16 protein-coding genes are annotated in these 19,807 nt (G+C 59.6%); 7 read left to right on the forward strand and 9 right to left on the reverse strand.

What is annotated here, in order from left to right:
• Nucleotides 1–49: 49 nt before the first annotated feature.
• The 6 genes from ACP3TY_RS24460 to ACP3TY_RS24485 form a co-directional block, all read right to left on the reverse strand.
• Nucleotides 50–631, reverse strand: coding sequence for an alpha/beta hydrolase (locus ACP3TY_RS24460; protein WP_053116493.1), 582 nt, complete (start codon nucleotides 629–631; stop codon nucleotides 50–52).
• Nucleotides 632–898: 267 nt separating this feature from the next.
• The gene (locus ACP3TY_RS24465) at nucleotides 899–1,300 is read right to left on the reverse strand and encodes an ExbD/TolR family protein (RefSeq protein ID WP_003220570.1); all 402 of its coding nucleotides are present in this window, start codon (nucleotides 1,298–1,300) and stop codon (nucleotides 899–901) included.
• A gap of 1 nt (nucleotide 1,301) precedes the next feature.
• Entirely contained in the window at nucleotides 1,302–2,027 is a 726-nt protein-coding gene (locus ACP3TY_RS24470) for a MotA/TolQ/ExbB proton channel family protein (protein WP_053116492.1), read from the reverse strand.
• A 44-nt stretch (nucleotides 2,028–2,071) separates the two neighbouring features.
• Complete coding sequence (locus ACP3TY_RS24475) at nucleotides 2,072–2,881, reverse strand: energy transducer TonB (RefSeq protein ID WP_426618684.1); 810 nt, start codon at nucleotides 2,879–2,881, stop codon at nucleotides 2,072–2,074.
• Nucleotides 2,882–3,164: 283 nt separating this feature from the next.
• Entirely contained in the window at nucleotides 3,165–4,508 is a 1,344-nt protein-coding gene (locus ACP3TY_RS24480) for an aryl-sulfate sulfotransferase (RefSeq protein ID WP_426618685.1), read from the reverse strand.
• Nucleotides 4,509–4,531: 23 nt separating this feature from the next.
• Nucleotides 4,532–6,892: a TonB-dependent receptor gene (locus ACP3TY_RS24485; protein ID WP_159811973.1), complete on the reverse strand. Its 2,361-nt coding sequence runs from the start codon at nucleotides 6,890–6,892 to the stop codon at nucleotides 4,532–4,534.
• A 165-nt stretch (nucleotides 6,893–7,057) separates the two neighbouring features.
• On the opposite strand from ACP3TY_RS24485, the gene ACP3TY_RS24490 reads away from it, so the two are divergent.
• Nucleotides 7,058–8,002 carry a LysR family transcriptional regulator gene (locus ACP3TY_RS24490; RefSeq protein ID WP_053116488.1) on the forward strand — a complete coding sequence of 315 codons (945 nt, stop codon included), beginning with the start codon at nucleotides 7,058–7,060 and terminating at the stop codon, nucleotides 8,000–8,002.
• A 190-nt stretch (nucleotides 8,003–8,192) separates the two neighbouring features.
• Nucleotides 8,193–9,809 carry an alkaline phosphatase family protein gene (locus ACP3TY_RS24495; RefSeq protein ID WP_426618686.1) on the forward strand — a complete coding sequence of 539 codons (1,617 nt, stop codon included), beginning with the start codon at nucleotides 8,193–8,195 and terminating at the stop codon, nucleotides 9,807–9,809.
• Nucleotides 9,810–9,913: 104 nt separating this feature from the next.
• Here the strand turns inward: ACP3TY_RS24495 and ACP3TY_RS24500 are convergent, their stop codons facing one another.
• Entirely contained in the window at nucleotides 9,914–10,834 is a 921-nt protein-coding gene (locus ACP3TY_RS24500; protein WP_053116486.1) for a TauD/TfdA dioxygenase family protein, read from the reverse strand.
• Nucleotides 10,835–11,015: 181 nt separating this feature from the next.
• Between ACP3TY_RS24500 and ACP3TY_RS24505 the strand changes: the two genes are divergently transcribed.
• Entirely contained in the window at nucleotides 11,016–11,936 is a 921-nt protein-coding gene (locus tag ACP3TY_RS24505; protein WP_401240997.1) for a LysR family transcriptional regulator, read from the forward strand.
• A 132-nt stretch (nucleotides 11,937–12,068) separates the two neighbouring features.
• Here ACP3TY_RS24505 and ACP3TY_RS24510 read toward each other — a convergent pair whose 3' ends face one another.
• Nucleotides 12,069–13,082, reverse strand: a complete 1,014-nt coding sequence (locus ACP3TY_RS24510; RefSeq protein ID WP_426618687.1) for an ABC transporter substrate-binding protein — start codon at nucleotides 13,080–13,082, stop codon at nucleotides 12,069–12,071.
• Nucleotides 13,083–13,487: 405 nt separating this feature from the next.
• Here ACP3TY_RS24510 and ACP3TY_RS24515 point away from each other — a divergent pair, with 405 nt between their 5' ends.
• The 3 genes from ACP3TY_RS24515 to ACP3TY_RS24525 are packed head-to-tail and all read left to right on the forward strand — an operon-like array spanning nucleotide 13,488 to nucleotide 17,523.
• Nucleotides 13,488–15,086 (forward strand): ABC transporter permease, encoded by a 1,599-nt coding sequence (locus tag ACP3TY_RS24515; protein ID WP_053116483.1) that lies wholly within the window; start codon nucleotides 13,488–13,490, stop codon nucleotides 15,084–15,086.
• Complete coding sequence (locus ACP3TY_RS24520; RefSeq protein WP_053116482.1) at nucleotides 15,083–15,898, forward strand: ABC transporter ATP-binding protein; 816 nt, start codon at nucleotides 15,083–15,085, stop codon at nucleotides 15,896–15,898. The genes ACP3TY_RS24515 and ACP3TY_RS24520 overlap by 4 nt, the downstream gene beginning before the upstream one ends.
• Nucleotides 15,899–15,912: 14 nt before the next feature.
• Nucleotides 15,913–17,523 carry an arylsulfatase gene (locus tag ACP3TY_RS24525; RefSeq protein ID WP_400646087.1) on the forward strand — a complete coding sequence of 537 codons (1,611 nt, stop codon included), beginning with the start codon at nucleotides 15,913–15,915 and terminating at the stop codon, nucleotides 17,521–17,523.
• Between the two features lie 104 nt (nucleotides 17,524–17,627).
• On the opposite strand, the gene ACP3TY_RS24530 is transcribed toward ACP3TY_RS24525, so the two are convergent.
• Entirely contained in the window at nucleotides 17,628–18,701 is a 1,074-nt protein-coding gene (locus tag ACP3TY_RS24530) for a fatty acid desaturase (RefSeq protein WP_282355922.1), read from the reverse strand.
• Between the two features lie 100 nt (nucleotides 18,702–18,801).
• On the opposite strand from ACP3TY_RS24530, the gene ACP3TY_RS24535 reads away from it, so the two are divergent.
• A complete protein-coding gene (locus ACP3TY_RS24535; protein ID WP_053116479.1) occupies nucleotides 18,802–19,806 on the forward strand; it encodes an AraC family transcriptional regulator in 1,005 nt (334 codons plus the stop codon).
• Nucleotide 19,807 lies beyond the last annotated feature (1 nt).

Genomic DNA, 19,807 nt, shown 5'->3' on the forward strand with positions numbered 1-19,807 from the left:
CTCCCGCCCAAAACCGCCGGGAGACGGGGGCGATCAAAGAAAAAACAAATCAGGCGCGACGGCGAGCGTGGTGTTCCATACGGTTTTGCAGGCGATAGAGATAAGCAAAACCCTGCTCCCAACGCTGATGCCCGGACTTGACGTTAATGTGCCCGGCACCGGCGAGAATCCCCGCCTCGGCGCCCCAGTTGCGCGCCAGTTCCATGGCACGCGGCGCACTCACGGCCGCATCGTTGTCGGAGCTGACGACCTGGCTTGGAAACGGCAGCAGATCTGTCGGAATCGGTGCGAAATTGCGCAGCGCGGGTGCGCAGGCCGGACGTTCGACATCCGCCGGCGCGACCAGCAAGGCGCCGCGCACCTGACGCAGGTATTGCACGGGCGCAGTGGCAGCCCAATGGGCAACGGTGACGCAGCCGAGGCTGTGGGCGATGAGGATGACGGGCGTGCTGTCAGCGGCAATTGCCTCGGCCAGCGCAGCGACCCAATCTTCACGACGCGGCGTCAGCCAATCGGCCTGCTCGACCCGCGCGCTGTTCGGCAGGCTGTTCTGCCAGTGGCTTTGCCAATGATCTTCCGGCGATCCTTGCCAGCCCGGCACAATCAGATAGCGAATTGATTCGTTGCGCATGGGGAGCTCTCCTGCGTGTCTGTTCCTGAAGGAGTATAGGGAGGGGATTTATATTCGTTAAGGAATAAGAAGCTATTTATTAAGACCTGAAACGAATATGACAAATATCCTGTAGAAGCTGCCGAAGGCTGCGATCTTTTGATCTTGTTTTTAAAATCAAAATCAAAAGATCGCAGCCTTCGGCAGCTCCTACAGGGTTGGTGTTCGAGAAATAAAAAAAGGGCCGCACCCTGCCAAGGAGACGGCCCCGGAAAAACGTAAAGCCTGTTACCGCGCCGTGATCACCGACAACTTGGTAATCCCCGCCCGCTCAATCGAAGCCATCGCTCGCGCCACTTCGCCGTAATTCACTCCGTCATCCGCCTGCAATTGCACGCGTACTTCCGGATCCTTGGCCTTGGCCGACTTGAGGTTGAATTCCAGCAAGTCCGGCTGAATCTCATCCTTGTTGATAAACAGTTTGCCGGCACCGTCGATGCTCACCACCAGCGGATCCTTTTGCTCGACCGGCGCCACCGCTTCAGTCTTCGGCAGGTTGATCGGGATCGCGTTGGTCAGCAGCGGCGCGGTGACGATAAACACCACCAGCAGCACCAGCATCACGTCCACCAGCGGGGTCACGTTGATCTCGCTGAGCACCTCATCACTGTCTTGCGTGGAGAAGGCCATATCAGGACGCCTCCTTCACTTTTGCCGCGTTGCCCTGCGCTGCAACCTTGTGCGCGGTCGGGTGGATCAATACGCGGAACGAGCTCTTTTGCGCCAGGCTGTAGAAGTCGTGGGCGAAGTCATCGAGATCCGCCGCCGTCAGTTTCAGACGACGTAAAAAGTAGTTGTAAACCAGCACCGCCGGTACCGCGACGGCAATACCCACACCGGTCGCAACCAGCGCTGCACCGATCGGGCCGGCAACCGTTTCCAGGCTCGCCGAACCGGCCGCGCTGATGCCTTTCAACGCTTCCATGATTCCCCACACCGTGCCGAACAAACCAATGAACGGCGACGTACTGCCAATACTGGCGACTACTGCCAGACCGGTTTCCAGCGAACGGCGTTCGCGGACGATCTGCTGACGCAAGGCGCGCTCCAGTCGATCCTGATGGTTGATCGCCTGGCTCAAATCCGTGGCCTGTGGCGCCTCACCCACTTGAATCGCTGCGTAACCAGCCTGCGCTACTCGCGCTGCAGCACCGGGTTGGGTCTCGCTCAATTCAGCAGCGGAATCCAGACTCGACGCCGCCCAGAAGCGTTTGTGAAACCGGCGATCCTGCGCCTTCAGACGCCCGAACTGCACAGCCTTGAGCAATGCCAGACCCCAGGTAGCGACGGAGAAAACCACCAGCAGCCAGATCACCGCGCTTTCGATGGATTCCAGTGGAGATGCCAGTAACGTCATGATGTATTCCTCGTGTAAACGTTTCGCGCGAATTTGGTTTCGGTTTAATGAATCTTGAAATCGATGGGCACGCTGACCCAGCCGTCCTGGGCGACATCACCCTGCTTGGCCGGGACGAAACTCCAACGTTTCACGGCGCTTAACGCCGCATCGTCGAGCTGTTGCCGACCACTGCTTTTTGCAATCTGGATCTCACCCGGTTTGCCGCTGGCCAACACATGCACGCGCAGCAACACCGTGCCTTCCCAACCGCGACGCTGAGCCAGCGACGGGTATTCCGGCGCCGGGTTTTTCAAGTACGCGGCGTTGGCCGAGGCCGGGGTTACCGGAGCCGGCGCCGGTGGTGCAGGTGGCGCTGGCGCAGCGACTGGAGCGGCCGGTTTTGGCGGCGCCGGTGGTTGCTCGACGGCTTTCGGCGCCGGTTTCGGTGGCTGTTTAACCACCGGTTTCGGCTTTGGAATTGGCTTCGGCGGCGGTGGTTTTACGGCAAGCTCGTCCTCAACCGGCGGCGGTGGTTCGACCACAGGCGCTGGAGGTGGCGGCTCGATAACCGGTGGCGCTGGCGGTGCCGGGCGCGAAAATTCGATGGTCATCGGTGGAATTTCTGGCGGCACGATTGGCAGCGTCGGCGTCGGCTGCTGGTTGATCCAGTAGATCACCGCGCCATGCGCCAACAGCGCCAACACACCCAGCAGGATTGCCTCGCGCCGACTCAAGATGCCTATGGGGGCACGCTGCAAACTTTGCTGCCCCAACGGCACACGGTGCGGCCGGCCGAGATCGACCAGTTCGCCACTCGGCGTCTGACGCCACAGCAATTCCTCTGCGCTGGCGGCGGTCTGGACATTGCCCATTGATTCACTCCCTGCGGTCTTTTTTGCGTTCTCTTTACCAAGCCGTCGATTCGCCGTTTGTTGAAGCCCCCACCGCGATCGATGGATGAATCATTGGCTTAGACGCTTATCTCCGAAAGTAATCTTTAACGTTATCCATAGGCTTTTATGGAATATACGAGCTGATCACTTTCACCAAAGCCACGGCCCATAAGGGCTGTAGCCATGTGGTGAAAACAGCATGCTTTTCAGGCATTGAAAGTATTCGCGCAACGCATCAATAAAAACCCGATGCGCGCCTCGACTAGCGACTGGCGTTGGTCTGCTGCACGCCCACCACCGGTGCAATCACAGCGGTTTCGGAGCGCGGCGTACCCTGCGGCACCCAGTCATAACTCACAGGTAACGCGCGATACACCCAGTTGCTGACGGCATCGCTGCCCGGGGCTTTGCCCAGATACGGGCTGACGTATTCCCAGACGTTTTCGCCGCTGGCCGTGACCTGGAAAAACCGTCCGTTCATGCCTTCGTCGATCAACGTATTGCCGTTGGGCAAACGCCGCGCACTGCTGATGAAGGAGCTGTAAAACGCCCACCCCGGTTGCTTCGAATTGGCGGCGCTGTACTGCCAGACGATTTCGTTTTTTATCGGATCAATTTCCAACACTCGCGAGCCGGAAATCAGCCCGAGGGTGACGTTCGGATAACCCGCCGAACCCTGGTTATCGAACACCAGCACATTGCCCGCGCCCGGTAGCCCGGCCGGAATGATGTGAGCGTCATGCTGACCGACAAATTGATCGACCGGACGTGGCAGCGTCCGCGCGGTTTTCGGGCTAGCGAAGGGCAGATTCGGCCCCAGACGCCAGACCACTTTGCCGCTGCTTTTTTCGATGATTGCGATGAAATTGGCGTTGCGCGAATCGAACAACAGATTGTCCGGATTGAAACGCTTGTCACCGGCATCGAACCACTTGTTCGGCCCGACCACGCTGAGGTTATTGATGTGCAGGTAGTCCGCATCCTCGCTGCCGCGCACCAGTTTCAATTGCTCTGGGGTGAAGCCGAATTCGTTGAGGTGCTCCGACGCCAGCCACTGCCATTTCACCGAACCGTCGGGGCTGACTTCATAGATCGCATCGTCGATCACCTCGGGGACTTTGAATCCTTTGATCGGGTGCACTTTGTTCGCCAGCACCACGGTGTTGCCGTTGCTCAACCGGCGTTGATCGTGATGCTGCTGCGCCGCGCCACCGGGCGCCTTGTCGCCCCACTGCCAGACGACTTTGCCATTCCAGTCCAGTTCGCCGACGCTCTGATTGCCCAGGCCATTGCCGGCTGAACCGAGTTTGCCGGGATCCTTGTCACTCAGTTGCAGCAGGACATGCCCGCGCTCGCCGCCGACCAGTTTCGGGTCGATGATCGCTGAGGGGAAACCTGCCTGCGGCCAGTTCTTGACCTCGTTGCCGTTCATGTCGATCAGGTGCGTCTGCTTGTCGGCGCCGCTGAAAATCACGTACTGATTGAAGGCTTTGTCCGGGTCGTAACGGGTGACGCCGGTCGGGTAAACGCTCGGCGCGGCAAAGGCGCCAGCGCTAAACACCGCGCCGGACAACAACAGCGGAAAAGCCGTTTTGATGCGCAACATGATGCAGCTCCTTGAATGACTGATCAGAAGTCGTAGCGACCGGTGACGCCGAGGGTTCTTGGCGTGCCGAGCAGGCCTTCATAGCCGCCGTTGCCGCCCGTCCACAGGGTCGTGTAGTAGGTTTTGTCGAAGGCGTTTTTCAGCCACAGCGAGATGTCCCACTGCCCTTGGTTGAAGTCGCCGCGCAGGCCGGTGGAAAGGTTGACCACCGCGTAACTCGGGATCTGCCCGTAGTCGGAATCCTCGACCGTGCCCACTGCTTTCGAGCGGAAGGCGTAGCTGCCGGTGACGTACGGTTCGAAGCCGTTATCGAGATTCCATTTGTATTCGCCGTTGGCGTTGCCGATCCATTTCGAAGCGCCGACCACTTGGTGACCGCTGAGGTCGCAAGAGGCTGGGGCACCCGGCGCCTGGCTGATTTCCGGCGGGCACGGCGCGTCTTTGTAGGAGAGGTAGCTGACGTCGTTGAAGGAGCCGTTGAAGTTCAGGGTCAGGCCGCGCAGCGGGATCACCGTGCTTTCAAACTCGACGCCGCGCGAGCGCACGGAACCAGCGTTGGTCAGGTATTGCACGCGGTTGACGTCGTCGTAAGCGTTGGTCTGATAGGCGTTGACCTGCGTCCAGAAGACGTTAGCGTTGAGCTGCAAACGACGATCCCACAGCGTACTTTTGAAACCGAGCTCGGCGTTGTTTGCGCGCTCGGTGCCGATCAACAACGAGTCGGCGCCGGCGGCGGGTGCAGAGCCGACCGATAGGTTAACGCCACCGGATTTTTCCCCGTGAGACACGGTCGCGTAACCGAGCACATCGTCGGTGATGCGATAGCTGAGGTTGAGCAAACCGGACGGGCTGGAACTGTACTGATTCAAATCGCCGGAATCGTAGGCGCCGGCACGACCGCGCCGCGCCGTTGCCGCTGCACCCGTCACCGCCGCGCCACCGACCGGCGCATCGCGAGTGACCCAGGCGTTCTTCTCTTCATAGGTGCCGCGCACGCCGGCTGTGAAATCCAGGCGCTCGGTCAGATGCCAGGTGCCTTGGGCAAACAGCGCAAAACTGTCGGTCTTGATATGGCCGTTGCCGACGCTGCCAATGTTGGCCAGCGCACCGGCCGGCGTACCGTTCCAGATGTCCGCTTGCGGGCCGTAATAGGCGAAGGATTTGTTGTCCAGATCGTTGCCGAAGTAGTAGGCGCCGACGACGTAATCGAAGAACTCGCCCTTGGGCGACGCCAGGCGAAATTCCTGTGAGTACTGTTTGTCTTCTACCGAAACACCAGCGTTGTAAGTCGACGCGACGTTGAGACCATCGTCATTTTTCGGGGTGAAATTCCAGAAGCGATACGAGCTGATCGAGGTCAGGGTGAAATCGCTCGGCAGTGCCCAATTGGCTTCAACCGAGGTGCCGCCCTGATGCACGGTGACGTGCTGATCGCTGTCCAGATTGACCTTGCGGTGCGAGCCGTTGACCAACGTTGCCCCGGCCGCCGCTGCCCGCGCCGAGTAAAGATTGACGCCGTTGATGGTCGGCCCGGTGTCGTACAGCACGCGGGTGCCGGCACTGGAATCCTCTTCGTTGTAGTCGCCGATCCAGCGCAGATTGAAGTCTTCGTTGGGCTTGAACAGCAACTGGGCGCGGAAGCCATCGCGCGAGCCGCCGTTCAAATCATGGCCGTTGTATTCGTTCTTGATGTCGCCGTCACTGCGTGTGCGATACGCCGAAAAACGTCCGGCCAGCTCATCGTTGAGCGGCCCGGAAATCGTGCCTTTGGTTTGGAAATAACCGTCTTCGCCGACCGAGGTTTCGATGCTGCGCTCAGGCGTGAAGGTCGGCGCGCGGGTGCTGATGTTAATCACCCCGGCGGTGGTGTTTTTACCGAACAGCGTACCCTGCGGCCCACGCAAAACTTCGAGCTGTTCGATGTCCATCAAATCGAACACCGCCATGCCTGGACGGCCGAGATACACGTTGTCGATGTACAGCCCGACGCTGCCTTCCAGACCATCGCTCGCCGGGTTGTTGCCCAGGCCTCGGATCGACACGCTGGACTGCCGCGCATGCATGTAGGCGACGTTGACGCTCGGTACCAGTTGCTGCAAATCCTGAATCCGGTAAACCCGTTGCGTCTCCAGATTCTGGCCGCTGACCACGCTCATCGGCGTCGGTACATCCTGCGAACTTTCTTCGCGGCGGCGAGTGGTCACGGTCACGGTTTCCAGCTGCGAACTGTTGGCCGCCGGTTTGCCTGCGGGTACCGGCGTCGGGGTTTCCGTTTCGGCGGCGTAGCTGTGAGTCCAACTGGCGCTCCCTGCCAGCAACAAGGCCAGAGGCAGGCGTTTGAGCCGTCGTGGTGTTAAGGGTGACGCTAGGTTCAACGGACTCATGGCGCGGCTCCTGGTCAAAAAACACACAGACATCTTCAGCGCTGCATATTCTTTTAAGTTATTTATTTATGGATTTACAAATATTTACTGCATAAGAGATTGCCTTTATAAGGAGTCGACCTAATGCATATCCAATGCATTTCCCGGATATTTTTTATGTGAAAAATGCATATCGACTTGCGACAACTTCGTCACTTCATCGCCTTGGCTGAACAACGCAGCTTCGTCGCCGGCGCGCAGGCGGTGAACCTGTCGCAGTCGGCATTCAGCCGTAGCATTCAGGCGCTGGAGCACAGCGTCGGCTGCCAGTTGGTCGATCGCGGGCGCAAGGAATTACCGCCGACCAAACAGGGCCAGGTGCTGCTCGAACACGCGCGGCGGCTGGTCAGTGGTGCGCAGCAAATGGCCAACGAGATCAGCCAGTTCAATGGGCTGGAGGCGGGGGAATTGCGCTTTGGATGCGGGCCGGCGCCGGCAGCAGGTTTGATCCCGCGCGCAATTGGCAGCTTCATCGGTCGCTACCCGAAAGCGCGGGTGCAGTTTCAGGTCGATGATTGGCAGAGTTTGAGCAAACGCTTATTGAGCGAAGAGTTTGAATTCTTCGTTGCGGACACTCGGCATTTCGAGGCGGATCCGGATTATCTGACGCATCGGTTGCGCCCGCGTAAATGGCATTTCTGCTGCCGCGCGGGGCATCCGTTGACGGCATTTGATCGAGTCACCGCCGAGCAATTGATGAGTTATCCGTTGGCGGTGAGCATCCGCCCGCCGAACCTGCGCAAGGTGATTGTCGACCTCAGCGGCCGCCCGGATTTCACCCCGAATGTGGAGTGCGAAAACAGCTCGAGTCTGCTCAGTGTGGTGCTGCGTTCGGAGGCGATCGGGATTGTCGGCGCGTATTCGGATGCCCTGCATCAGGCCAAGGGTGAGCTGGTGTGTCTGCGGGTTGAGGGTTTGGCGGATGATCTGGAGGAGCTGTATACGCGCTATGGGATTGTCAGCCGCGCGGGGTATCGGTTGTCGCCGTTGGCGGAGGCGATGATTGAGCAGATCAAGGTGATTGATGCGGTGGATGAGGAGGTGTGTTCGCTGCAGAATCTCGCCGTCTGATCGACCGCTATCGCGAGCAGGCTCACTCCTACATTTGAAATGCATTCCCCTGTAGGAGTGAGCCTGCTCGCGATAGCGCCAGTACAGGCACCGATGCACTCCCTGCATAAACCCCATTCCCCAAATGCACTTGCCGAACACCCCCACCGAAAGCGAAAACCTTCGCCTGTCCCACTGACCGGTGAACCCCATGCCCACCCCGCCAACCCCCGTGCGCAACGTGCTGTACATCATGTGCGATCAACTGCGCCGCGATTACCTGTCCTGCTACGGCCACCCACATTTGCACACGCCGAACATCGATCGCCTCGCCGCCGCCGGCGTACGTTTCAGCCGCGCCTACACCCAAGGCACGATCTGCGGCCCATCGCGGATGTCGGCCTACACCGGGCGTTACGTCAGCAGCCATCAAGTCGCCTGGAACGCCGTGCCGCTGCCGCTGGAAGAACTGACGATCGGCGATTACCTGCGCCCGCACGGCATCCGCACTGCACTGGTTGGCAAGACTCACGCAACGGCGAACGTGGATGCCTTGCAACGTCTGGCGATCAACCCCGAGAGCGAGCAAGCCGAAATTCTCAACGAAGTCGGTTTCGAACCGTACATGCGCCACGACGGCATCTATCCCGACGATCCGCTGTTCGATGACAAACGCGAATCTGCGCCCTACACCCATTACCTGCGCGAGCACGGTTTCGAGGGCCGCAACCCTTGGCACGAGTGGGCCAACGCCGCCGAAGGCGACAACGGCGAAATCCTCAGCGGCTGGCAAATGCGTCATTCGAAACTGCCAGCACGAATTCCCGAGGAACACTCAGAGACTGTCTACACTACAAATCGAGCCATCGACTTCATCACCGAGCAAGGCGAGAAATCGTGGTGTTTACACCTTTCCTATATCAAACCGCACTGGCCCTACATCGTACCAGCGCCATACCACGCCTTGTACAGTACGAAATCGATTCTCGAACCGATCCGCGCGACGCCCTCCGAAGCCAGCAAACACCCCGTATACACTGCCTTTCGCCAGCATGAGGAAAGCCTCAACTTCTCCCGCGATTCAGTACGATTGACTGTAATCCCCACGTACATGGGCCTGGTCAAGCAAGTCGATGATCAACTTGGGCGTCTGTTCGATTTTCTGCAGAGCAATGGCCGTTGGGATGACACGTTGATCGTGTTCACCAGCGATCACGGCGACTTTCTAGGCGATCACTGGCTCGGCGAGAAGGAGTTTTTGCTGGAGCAGGCGGTGGGCGTACCACTGATCGTGCGCGACCCTCGGGCGGCGGCGGATTCCACGCGCGGCACGGTGGATGATCGGCTGGCGGAAACCATTGATGCGTTGCCGACGTTTCTTCAAGCGCTGGGATTGCCGGCGGCGGAGCATCGACTTGAGGGTCGTTCGTTGATCCCGCTTTTGCACGGAGAGAATCCGGACTGGCGCCGCTATGCGATCAGCGAATACGACTACGCGTTTCAGGCGCCTGCGCGGGAGCGACTGGGCCAGCCGATCGATCGTTGCCGCATGACCATGGTGCGCAGCGAACGCTGGAAATACCTGGCGTACGACGGCTTTCGGCCGCAGTTGTTTGATTTGCTGAATGATCCGCAGGAGCTGCGTGATTTGGGCGAGGATCCGGAATTCGCGGCGGTGCGCGAGGAGCATGCGGGGTATCTGTTTGAGTGGGTGCGGGGGTTGAAGCGGCGCACGACGATCAGTCATCAGGAGATTGATGGGCGTGGCCAGCGGTTTCGCTACGGTGAGCCGGAATCCGAGAAAGTCGTTCAGATCGGGGTTTGGTGATTCCGGTAGGAGCTGCGGCACGCTGCGATCTTTTGATCCTGATCTTCAAATCAAAAGATCGCAGCCTCGTTTCACTCGACAGCTCCTACAGGTATCGAGTCCGATCAGACGCCGACGATGTCCGCGCCTTTGATGGTCTGGCTACGCTGCCCATTCGCGCCCACCGGCACCTCACCCTTCAACGTCACCCGACGCACCACCCGATCCTGAGTCCCGTAATCATCAATCGCATAATGCTGCGTCGAACGGTTATCCCAGATCGCCACATCACCCGCCTTCCAGCGCCAGCGCACGGTGTTTTCCTGGCGGATCACATGGCTCTGCAGCAACCCGAACAAATGCGCCGAATCAGCCTGCGAGTAACCTTTGATGCGTTTAACGAAATGCCCCAACAACAAGCTCTTCTCGCCGCTGATCGGGTGCACGCGCACCACCGGGTGCTCGGTCTCGTAAACGGTGGAGGTGAAAACCTTGCGATAGCGCTCCAGCTTCTCTGCCGACACGTCCGGTTTCGCACTCGCGTAGTCGTACTCGTTGCTGTGCACGGCGACCAGTTTATCGGCCAGTTCGCGCAGCTCAGTCGGCAAGCCGTTGTATGCCGTCGCGGTGTTGGCCCACAGGGTGTCGCCACCGAAGGCCGGGGCCACCACCGAGCGCAGGATCGAGGCTTTCGGATAGGCGTCGACGAAGGTCACGTCGGTGTGCCAGGAGTTGGCGCGCTGACCTTCAGCGCCGTCCAGTTCGAGCAGATAACGCGTGCCTTCACGGGACGGCACGGTCGGGTGCGCCACCGGTTCGCCGAGCAAATGAGCAAAGGCTTCCTGACGCTGATCGTCGAGCTGAGTCTGTTCGCGGAAGAACACGACTTTGTACTGAACCAGTGCCTGTTGAATGGCTTCGACGGTGGCGGCGTCCAGTTCACCGGACAAGTGCACGCCACGAATCTCGGCGCCGATACGACCGGCCACCGGGTGAATTTCCAGCGCGTGGACAGCGGGTTTTACTGCGAGTGCGGCATTGCTCATGGGTAGACCCTCATCGACTGCTTACGGTTGGGCGGCAGCGAAACATTGCTCTATCTATATTCCATTTACATCTAATAGATATTCACATGCTTCGTTGACGGAATAAGAGCTTGCATTTAAAACCTCTAGCAACCCTCGTCGCAAATGCCTTCGAGCTATTTTTAGGATGCCGGAAAAGCATATGGATCTTCGCCAGTTGCGCTACTTCATCGCCCTCAACGAACACCGCAGTTTTGTCCGTGCGGCGGACGCGATGGGCATCACTCAACCGGCGTTCAGCCGCAGTATTCAAGGGCTTGAGCAGGAGTTCGGCTGCGTGCTGGTGGATCGCGGCAACAAGGATTTACGCCCCACCCCCGAAGGCCAAGTGGTGCTGCAACACGCCCTGAGCCTGGTACAAGGCGCGGCGATGCTCAGCGCGGAAGTGACGCAGATGACCAAGCTTGATGCCGGCGAAGTGCACTTCGGTTGCGGCCCGGCGCCGGCGGTGAAACTGGTGCCGAATGCAGTGGCGCAATTCATCAATGCGCACCCGAAAGTGCGCACCTGTTTTCAGGTGGATAACTGGGAAAAACTCAGCCGTGCGTTGAGCCGTGAAGAGATCGAATTTTTCATCGCCGACATTCGTCATTTCGAGGCGGATCCGAACTTTCAGACGCAAGCCCTGACACCGAAACGCGGAGTGTTTTTTTGCCGTCCGGGACATCCGTTGTTGGCCAAGGAAAGCCTGTCGACCAACGACATGTTCGACTACCCGCTGGCGACCACGCGGATCCCGCCGGGCATTCGTAAACTGCTGGCGAACCTTAGTGGCAGGATCGATTTTTCGCCGACCATCGAGACCGAGCATTTTCCGGCGCTGGTGAAAGTGGTGCTGCAATCGAATGCGATTGGCGTGGGCACGGAAGAGGCGTTTGTCGAGGACATTGCCAAGGGTTCGCTGGTGCTGCTGCACTGGCGCAATTTGCCGCAGAACCTGGAGAGCATGAATGCGCGCTGCGGGATTGTCAGCCGTACCGGGTTTCGGCTGTCACCGGCGGCGCGGGCGATGATTGAGACGTTGGTGGCGGTGGATCGAGAGGAACATCGCGTCGCTGTTTAAAGAGGATCGTTCTCACGCTCTGCGTGGGAATGTAGCCCGCGGACGCAGAGCGTCCATTGATGCATTCCCACGCAGAGCGTGGGAACGGTCGGTTCCCCTGTAGGAGCTGCCGCAGGCTGCGATCTTTTGCTTTTAGAGCTTGGCCGCTGCCAACTCCGGCGCCACCCACTCACTGACCTTGAACGGCTTGCGAATCAGTCTCTGCTGCGCCGCCAGATCGACCTTGTCCTGCAAGCTATCCAGGAACGCCGGATCCAGCGTCGACGGGAATACTTCGCTCAATTTCTGATCTTTCAGATCTTCAGTGAGGATCACCGGCGGATAACTCGCCAGCCCCGACACCAACTGCACGTACGCATCCTTGTTGCTGTCCTGCGTCAGCCATTCCACGGCCTGCTGCTGCGCCTTTAACAACTTCGCCACCGCTTCCGGATGCCCATCAACAAACTTGCCGCTGCCCACCAACACCGACTGCACACTGCCGGCCCCGCCCAAATCCTTGGTGTTGAGCGGCAACTCGGCCAAGCCCTTGATTTGCAATGCCGCCAACCCGGAACTGCCCCACGACGCATCAATCTGCTTCGCCGCCAGTGCAGCGGTCGCGCCGGTGAAGTCGAGATTAATGACCTTCAGATCCTTCTCGCTCAAGCCCTGACTGGCCAGCGCCGCGTCAAACGACAACTGGGTCGCGGTGCCCTTGAAGATCGCCACACGCTTGCCCTTCAGATCCTGCAAGGTCTTGATCCCGGAACCCGGCACCACGCCGAGATACTGCTTCACCCCGCGCGCACCGGCATTTAGCAGCCGCGTATCGAGGCCGTTGGACTTGCCAATGATCGCCGCCAGATCCCCGAGATACGCCAGATCTACCTGACCATTGGCAAACGCCTCATTGATCACCGGCCCCGCACCCTTGAAGAAATTCCACTGAATCTTGATGCCCTGATCGGCAAAGGCCTTTTCGAAGATCTGCTGATCACGCAGCACGTCGACCACACCGCCGCCACTGTGTTGAGTGCCGGCGCTCAGGTCAGGCACGGCGATGCGGATTTCCTTCAGCTCATCGGCCTGCGCCGTCAGCGTGAGAAAACCCGCCAGCGCCGGGGCGGCAAACAGACTGATGACACGTTTGAAAGGAAGGTTCATGGGTGCGGCTCCTTGATCAATACAGGCGTTAAGGAGCCGAAAGTAGGCCGAAGCAGCACCTACGCTTAAATACTATAAACGCACATTTTTATAGCTTTTAACGCTAAGCGAACAACGCCGGGGCTTGCAGCGGCGTATGCATTAACAGCATCGAAAATATTCTTCGAATGCATTGGATGCGTGTGGGCTGTAAGCCTTAAATGGTCTGGCTTATCTCCAAATAGTATTGATTTGAATATTGTTAGATCATTTTTGCATACGCCACGCAACTTGTAGGAGCCGAGCTTGCTCGCGAAGGGGCCGTGTCAGTCAACGCAACAGTCGACTGATTTAACGCCTTCGCGAGCAAGCTCTGCTCCTACAAAAGCGGTGGTTTGCCATGCAACCCGACAACGGAGGTCACCCATGGCCCGTCAATCCCTGCTCAGTTTGCCGCTGCCAGCGCCACCGCTGAAAAGCCGACGCTCCTGGCCCAGCATCAACCAACGCCTGTTGCCATGGCTGCTGCCCATCAGTCTGTTCGCTCTATGGTGGCTGGCCGCGCGCAACCAATGGATGAGCGAGCAGATCCTGCCGGCGCCGTCGCTGGTGTGGAACAGCGCCGTCGAGCTGTCGCAAGGCGAGCTGTGGAGCCATTTGTGGATCAGCCTGCAACGCTTGTTCTGGGGTTTGCTCGCAGGGATTTCCGCCGGTGCAGTGCTGGGTGCTGCGCTGGGTTTCAGCCGCCGTCTGGAGCGTCTGATTTTCCCGACATTCGCCGGTCTGGCGCAGGTGCCAACGCTGGCGTGGATTCCGCTGTTCATGGTGTTTTTCGGCATCGGCGAAGTGTTGAAACTGGTGGTGCTGATCAAAGCCATCGTTGTCCCGGTGACCTTGCACACGCTGGTCGGCGTGCGTGACGCTCAGCCGAAACTGCGCGAAGCCGCTGCCGTGTTGCGACTGCCACCGCGCCTGCTGATCCGGCGATTGGTGCTGCCCGCCGCCCTGCCCGCGTTCATGGCCGGTGTGCGTTTGGCGCTGGCCGCTGGCTGGACATCGTTGCTCGCAGTCGAGTTGCTCGCCTCCAGCGAAGGCATCGGTTATCTCATGGTCTGGGCGCGCCAGCTGTTTATGCTCGACATCGTTTTCGTGTGCATCGTGGTCATCGGTTTGATCGGCGTGGCGATGGATCGCGGCATCGGTCTGCTGGATAAAAAGCTGGTGCACTGGCCGCACCCGGCCACTGCGGAAATTCGTCGCGGCCCGCGCTATGAAGGCTGGCAGCGTTTGCAACCGTGGCTGCTGCCGCTGGGCTTGCTCGCGCTTTGGCAACTGGCGAACGATCAACAGTGGGTCGATCCGAATATTCTGGTGAGCCCGCTGGCCGTGCTGATTACGGCGTGGGACGGTCTGCTCGATGGCACGTTGATCAACGGCATGGCCCTGAGCCTGGGTCGCACCCTCGGCGGTTTGTTGTTGGGCGGCGGACTCGGTTTGGCCCTCGGCTTGCTGCTGGGCTTGTCACGCACCAGCGAACGTGTGCTCGGCCCGACACTCGCCGCGCTGCGCCAGATCGCGATTTTCGCCTGGGTGCCGCTGCTCACCGCGTGGTTCGGTTTGGGTGAACTGGCGAAGTGGGTGTTCGTCGCCCTCGCCGCATTCTTTCCGCTGTTTATCGCCACGCAACGCAGCGTCGCCAACCTTTCGCCGCAACTCAACGAAGCCGCACAAGTGCTGCGCCTGAGCCTTGGTCAACGCCTGCGCAGACTGGTGCTGCCAGGCGCGGCACCGGGGATTTTCGCCGGTCTGCGCCTGAGCCTGATCTACGCCTGGCTCGGCACCATCGGCGCTGAATATTTCATGCCGTCCAACGGCGGCATCGGCAGCCAGATGATCGGTGCGCAACAACTGCTGCGCATGGATCTGATCATGGCGTGCATGCTCTTCGTCGGCCTCACCGGCGCCCTGCTCAACCTTATTGGCCAACGCCTGGAAATTCGCGCGACCCGCTGGAGACACGCATGAACGCACCCATTGTCAGCTTCACCCACGTAGGCAAATCCTTCGACGTCGACGGTTTCGAACTGGAGGCGATTCGCGAATTCAACCTGGACATCGCCGAGGGCGAATTCGTCGCCATCGTCGGTTCCAGCGGCTGCGGCAAATCCACCTTGCTGCGTTTGTTGGTGGGTCTTGATACGCAATTTCGCGGGCAGATCACCGTCGATGGCAAAGCCGTCAGCGGCATCGGCGGCGAGCGTGGCATTGTCTTTCAGGAGCACCGCTTGTTTCCGTGGCTGACTGTCGCCGACAACATCGGCCTCGGCTTGGTCAACGAGCCGTTGAGCGCTGCACAAAAGCAAAAACGCATCGACGATTTCATCGATCTGGTCGGCCTGCGCGACTTCACCCGCGCCTATCCGCACCAGCTCTCCGGCGGCATGGCACAACGCGTGGCGATTGCTCGCGGCCTCGTCGCCAGCCCGCGCATTCTGCTGCTAGACGAACCGTTCGGCGCGCTCGATGCGCTGACCCGCCAGCAAATGCAGGACGAGCTGTTGGCGATACGCAACCGCGCGAAAATCACCACCATCCTCGTCACCCACGACGTCGAAGAAGCGATCTTCCTCGCCGACCGCGTGGTGGTGATGGAGCCGCGTCCGGGGCGGATCAAGCAAGTGGTCGACATCGCCCTGCCCCATCCGCGCCAGCGCAGCAGTTTCGACTTCCATCAGTTGCGTGAAGAACTGCTGCACGAACTGACAAGTGATGACCATTACCAACCGAGCGTGCCGGTGCAGATCCGCGATCTGCCGCTGACGTTCATTGCCTGCTGAACAGGAGTTTCGCAATGCCGCAACGTCCCAATTTTCTGGTGATTCTGGCCGACGATCTCGGCTTCTCCGATATCGGCGCGTTCGGCGGCGAAATCGCCACGCCGCACCTCGATGCCTTGGCCAATAATGGCCTGCGCCTCACCGATTTTCATACCGCACCGACCTGCTCGCCGACCCGTTCGATGCTGCTCACCGGCACCGACCACCACATCGCCGGCATCGGCACCATGGCCGAGACGCTGACCCCGGATCTGATCGGCAAACCGGGTTACGAGGGTTACCTCAACGACCGCGTCGTCGCCTTGCCCGAGCTGCTGCGCGAGGCCGGTTATCAAACGTTGATGAGCGGCAAATGGCACCTCGGTTTGAAAGCTGAACTGGCGCCGCATGCGCGGGGTTTCGAGCGCTCGTTTTCGCTGCTGCCGGGCGCGGCCAACCACTATGGTTTCGAGCCGACCTACGACGAGCAAACCCCCGGCCTGCTGAAATCCACCCCGGCGCTGTACATCGAAGACGACACCTTCATCGACGAATTGCCGAAGGATTTCTATTCCTCCGATGCCTTCGGCGACAAGTTGCTGCAATACCTCAAGGAGCGTGATCAAACCCGGCCGTTCTTCGCTTACCTGCCATTCTCCGCACCGCACTGGCCGTTGCAGGCGCCCGCTGACATCGTCGAAAAATACCGTGGCCGCTATGACGCCGGCCCGGAAGTGTTGCGCCTTGAACGGCTGGAAAAACTCAAAGCCCTCGGCCTGATTGAGCCAGACGTCGAGCCGCATCCACTGATTCAGTTGACCAAACAGTGGGACGCGTTAAGCGACGAGCAAAAGCAGATTTCCGCGCGGGCAATGGAAGTCTATGCAGCGATGGTCGAGCGCATGGACTGGAACATTGGCCGGGTCGTCGATTACCTGCGCCAGCAGGGGCAACTCGACAACACGTTCATCCTGTTCATGTCCGACAACGGTGCCGAAGGCGCGCTGCTTGAAGCGTTCCCGAAATTCGGCCCGGAACTGGTGACGTATCTCAGCCAGCACTACGACAACAGCCTCGACAACATTGGCCGGGCCAACTCTTACGTCTGGTACGGGCCGAATTGGGCGCAGGTGGCGACCGCGCCGTCACGGCTGTTCAAAGCGTTTACCACCGAAGGCGGGATTCGCGTGCCGGCGCTGCTGCACTATCCGCAGCTGGCGATCAAAGGACAGATCAGCCATGGCTTCGGCACGGTGATGGACATCACGCCGACGATTCTCGATCTGGCCGGTGTGCGTCATCCGGGCAAGCTCTGGCACGGCAAACCGGTGGCGCCGTTGCGTGGCAAATCGTGGCTGGGGTTCTTGTCGGGCGAGACTGCGCAGGTGCACGACGAGCACACGGTGACGGGTTGGGAATTATTTGGGCGAAGGGCGATTCGGCAGGGATCGTGGAAAGCGGTGTGGATCCCCGGGCCAGTGGGGCCGGCGACCTGGCAGCTTTATGATTTGAGCAGCGATCCGGGGGAGATTCATGATCTGGCGCTGAGTCAGCCGGAGAAGCTCAGCGCGTTGATCGGGCATTGGCAGCAGTATGTCGAGGAGACCGGGGTGATTTTGAGTGAGTCGCCGTTTCAGCCAGATTGATGCTGCCTGAAATACCGCATTCGCGAGCAGGCTCGCTCCCACAGGGAACCGCATTCCAAATGTGGGAGCGAGCCTGCTCGCGAAGAGGCCTTTGCAGTCAACCGTTATGCCTGAGCGATACGCACCTCTTCCTGCGCAACCGCATCTTTGCGAACAAACCGGTTCGCCCGCCCAAACGTCCCAAAATCATTAAACCTCACCCCCATCTCACGCATCACCTTATGCGCCACCGGCACGGTCATCTGGCGGATATAAAACGGTTCCTTCACCACAAAATGATGAATCCCGTGACTACTGCCAAAGTTGAAGCAGAACGCCTGCAACGGCCACAACCACCAAGGGTTCAACACCTGACACTGCTGCAGCACGTTACCCAGTTCAACATCGCCGTAGTAATGCATGTTCGAGCTGATGAAGTGCAGGCAAAACGTACGCAAAACATTCGGGCCGATGATCACCACAGCGGCGATATCGATCACCTGCATCACCGACAACGTCGTCGCTGACCATTCAATCGGCGCGCCCAGCAGATACGCGATGCCATTGGCCGCATGGAAACCGAGAAACACATACCACGCACCCCAATGCACCAGCGCCAGCGGCGCGTAAACCTTTAACGTGCGTTTGATGATGCTGAACTTGTGCGCCCAGGTCTTGGCTCGCAGCATGCGGATAAACGCCGACATCACGTTGTCGCCAACCATCAGCAAACGTGCAAAACCCCACGGCTCGCCGTTGGTGATCGCGCGTTCTTCCATATCGGTTTCAGTGCCGGAAACCTTGTGGTGATTGAGGTGCAGATGCCGACGAATCCACGGATTGATCGTGCTCGGCCGCGCCAGCCACACCAGGCCCATCATCAAATTGTGCGGCACGCGTTGCTTGCGGAAATACATGCTGTGGATCAGGTCGTGCTCCAGCTCATGGGTCAGCGAAGCAAAAAAAGCATTGAGCAACAGGCATGCCCACCACGCCATATGGCCGGTGATGTACAGCGTCGCCGAGCCGATCATCCCGATCAGGGCAAAGGCCAGAATCCCCGCCCCAAGCGCATCCTGATGCTTGAGAATCGGGTAGCGCTCACGCAATTCGACGCCTTTGGCCAGCACCACTTCGCGAATATGTGCTGATCGCTGGGCCGCATTGTGTCGCTGGGGACTTGCAGAAGTACCGTCCATGCTTCCATCCTCGGGTTTATGATGTTCGCATCGTGCCTCGCCAGTGCTTCAATTGCGGTAGCCGAGAACGCCAACCTGTTGACCGGAAGCGCCAATCAGCATGAAGGAACCGACCTCCCTCGCCAGTTGGACCCGTGCCTTGCGCAAGCAACTCGATGCGCTGGGACTGGACAGCATTGCCCTGTGCCAACAGGCCGGGCTCGACCCGAATTTGATGGACGACCCCAACGCGCGCTATCCACTGTCCGGCACCACGCGCCTCTGGGAAATCGCCGTGCAGGTCAGCGGCGACCCGGCGATTGGTTTGCGCGTGTCGCGGTTCGTCAGCCCGACCACGTTCCATGCGCTCGGTTATGCGCTGGTCGCCAGCGGCAGTTTGCGTGAAGTGTTTGAACGCATCGTGCGCTATCACCCGGTGGTCAGCGATGCGCTGGAACTGGAACTGAGCCGCAGCGACGACCGCTATCAATTCCGTCTGAAAATTCCGTCAGGCAATCCGGCGCCAGCCTTCGAAGCCATCGACGCGTTCACCGCGATCTACGTGCGCACTTGCCGCAATCGCCTCGGCCGCGACTACGCGCCACTCGCCGTTTACCTGCGCCGTCCGGAACCAACCGACGCGCACCAATGGCACAAAGTCTTCCGCGCCCCGGTGCATTTTGGTTGTGCCGAGGATCGTCTGGAGTTCGCCCTCGTCGACTTCGACAGCCACCTCGACGACGCCAACCCGGAACTCGCTGAACACAATGAGGCAGTGCTCAAACGCACCATGGCCCAGCTCCAGCCGCTGACCTGGGAGCGCAAGGTGCGCGATGCCATCGAAGAACAATTGCCGGAAGGTGAGCCGAGCGCTGAGCGTATTGCTCAAGCGTTGCATTTGAGTTTGCGCAGCTTGCAAAGGCATCTGGCGGATGAAGGTTGTCGCTTCGACACACTGCTCAACGAGAGCCGCGAGAACCTGGCGCTGTTGCACCTGCGGGATCCGCAGTGTTCGTTGAGTGAGGTGAGTTATTTGCTCGGGTTCGCCGATACCAGCAGCTTCAGCCGCGCGTTCAAGCGCTGGACGGGGATGACGCCGGGGCAGTTTCGCGATGGGTTGCGCTGAT

The organism is Pseudomonas rustica, assembly GCF_049959085.1.
Taxonomy (GTDB): Bacteria; Pseudomonadota; Gammaproteobacteria; order Pseudomonadales; family Pseudomonadaceae; genus Aquipseudomonas; species Aquipseudomonas rustica.

Coding starts and splice junctions, on each gene's coding strand:
- ACP3TY_RS24485 (WP_159811973.1), bottom strand. CDS start 6,892: ATGAGTCCGTTGAACCTAGCGTCACCCTTAACACCACGACGGCTCAAA.
- ACP3TY_RS24460 (WP_053116493.1), bottom strand. CDS start 631: ATGCGCAACGAATCAATTCGCTATCTGATTGTGCCGGGCTGGCAAGGA.
- ACP3TY_RS24500 (WP_053116486.1), bottom strand. CDS start 10,834: ATGAGCAATGCCGCACTCGCAGTAAAACCCGCTGTCCACGCGCTGGAA.
- ACP3TY_RS24470 (WP_053116492.1), bottom strand. CDS start 2,027: ATGACGTTACTGGCATCTCCACTGGAATCCATCGAAAGCGCGGTGATC.
- ACP3TY_RS24515 (WP_053116483.1), top strand. CDS start 13,488: ATGGCCCGTCAATCCCTGCTCAGTTTGCCGCTGCCAGCGCCACCGCTG.
- ACP3TY_RS24530 (WP_282355922.1), bottom strand. CDS start 18,701: ATGGACGGTACTTCTGCAAGTCCCCAGCGACACAATGCGGCCCAGCGA.
- ACP3TY_RS24505 (WP_401240997.1), top strand. CDS start 11,016: ATGGATCTTCGCCAGTTGCGCTACTTCATCGCCCTCAACGAACACCGC.
- ACP3TY_RS24535 (WP_053116479.1), top strand. CDS start 18,802: ATGAAGGAACCGACCTCCCTCGCCAGTTGGACCCGTGCCTTGCGCAAG.
- ACP3TY_RS24490 (WP_053116488.1), top strand. CDS start 7,058: ATGCATATCGACTTGCGACAACTTCGTCACTTCATCGCCTTGGCTGAA.
- ACP3TY_RS24495 (WP_426618686.1), top strand. CDS start 8,193: ATGCCCACCCCGCCAACCCCCGTGCGCAACGTGCTGTACATCATGTGC.
- ACP3TY_RS24465 (WP_003220570.1), bottom strand. CDS start 1,300: ATGGCCTTCTCCACGCAAGACAGTGATGAGGTGCTCAGCGAGATCAAC.
- ACP3TY_RS24520 (WP_053116482.1), top strand. CDS start 15,083: ATGAACGCACCCATTGTCAGCTTCACCCACGTAGGCAAATCCTTCGAC.
- ACP3TY_RS24480 (WP_426618685.1), bottom strand. CDS start 4,508: ATGTTGCGCATCAAAACGGCTTTTCCGCTGTTGTTGTCCGGCGCGGTG.
- ACP3TY_RS24475 (WP_426618684.1), bottom strand. CDS start 2,881: ATGGGCAATGTCCAGACCGCCGCCAGCGCAGAGGAATTGCTGTGGCGT.
- ACP3TY_RS24525 (WP_400646087.1), top strand. CDS start 15,913: ATGCCGCAACGTCCCAATTTTCTGGTGATTCTGGCCGACGATCTCGGC.
- ACP3TY_RS24510 (WP_426618687.1), bottom strand. CDS start 13,082: ATGAACCTTCCTTTCAAACGTGTCATCAGTCTGTTTGCCGCCCCGGCG.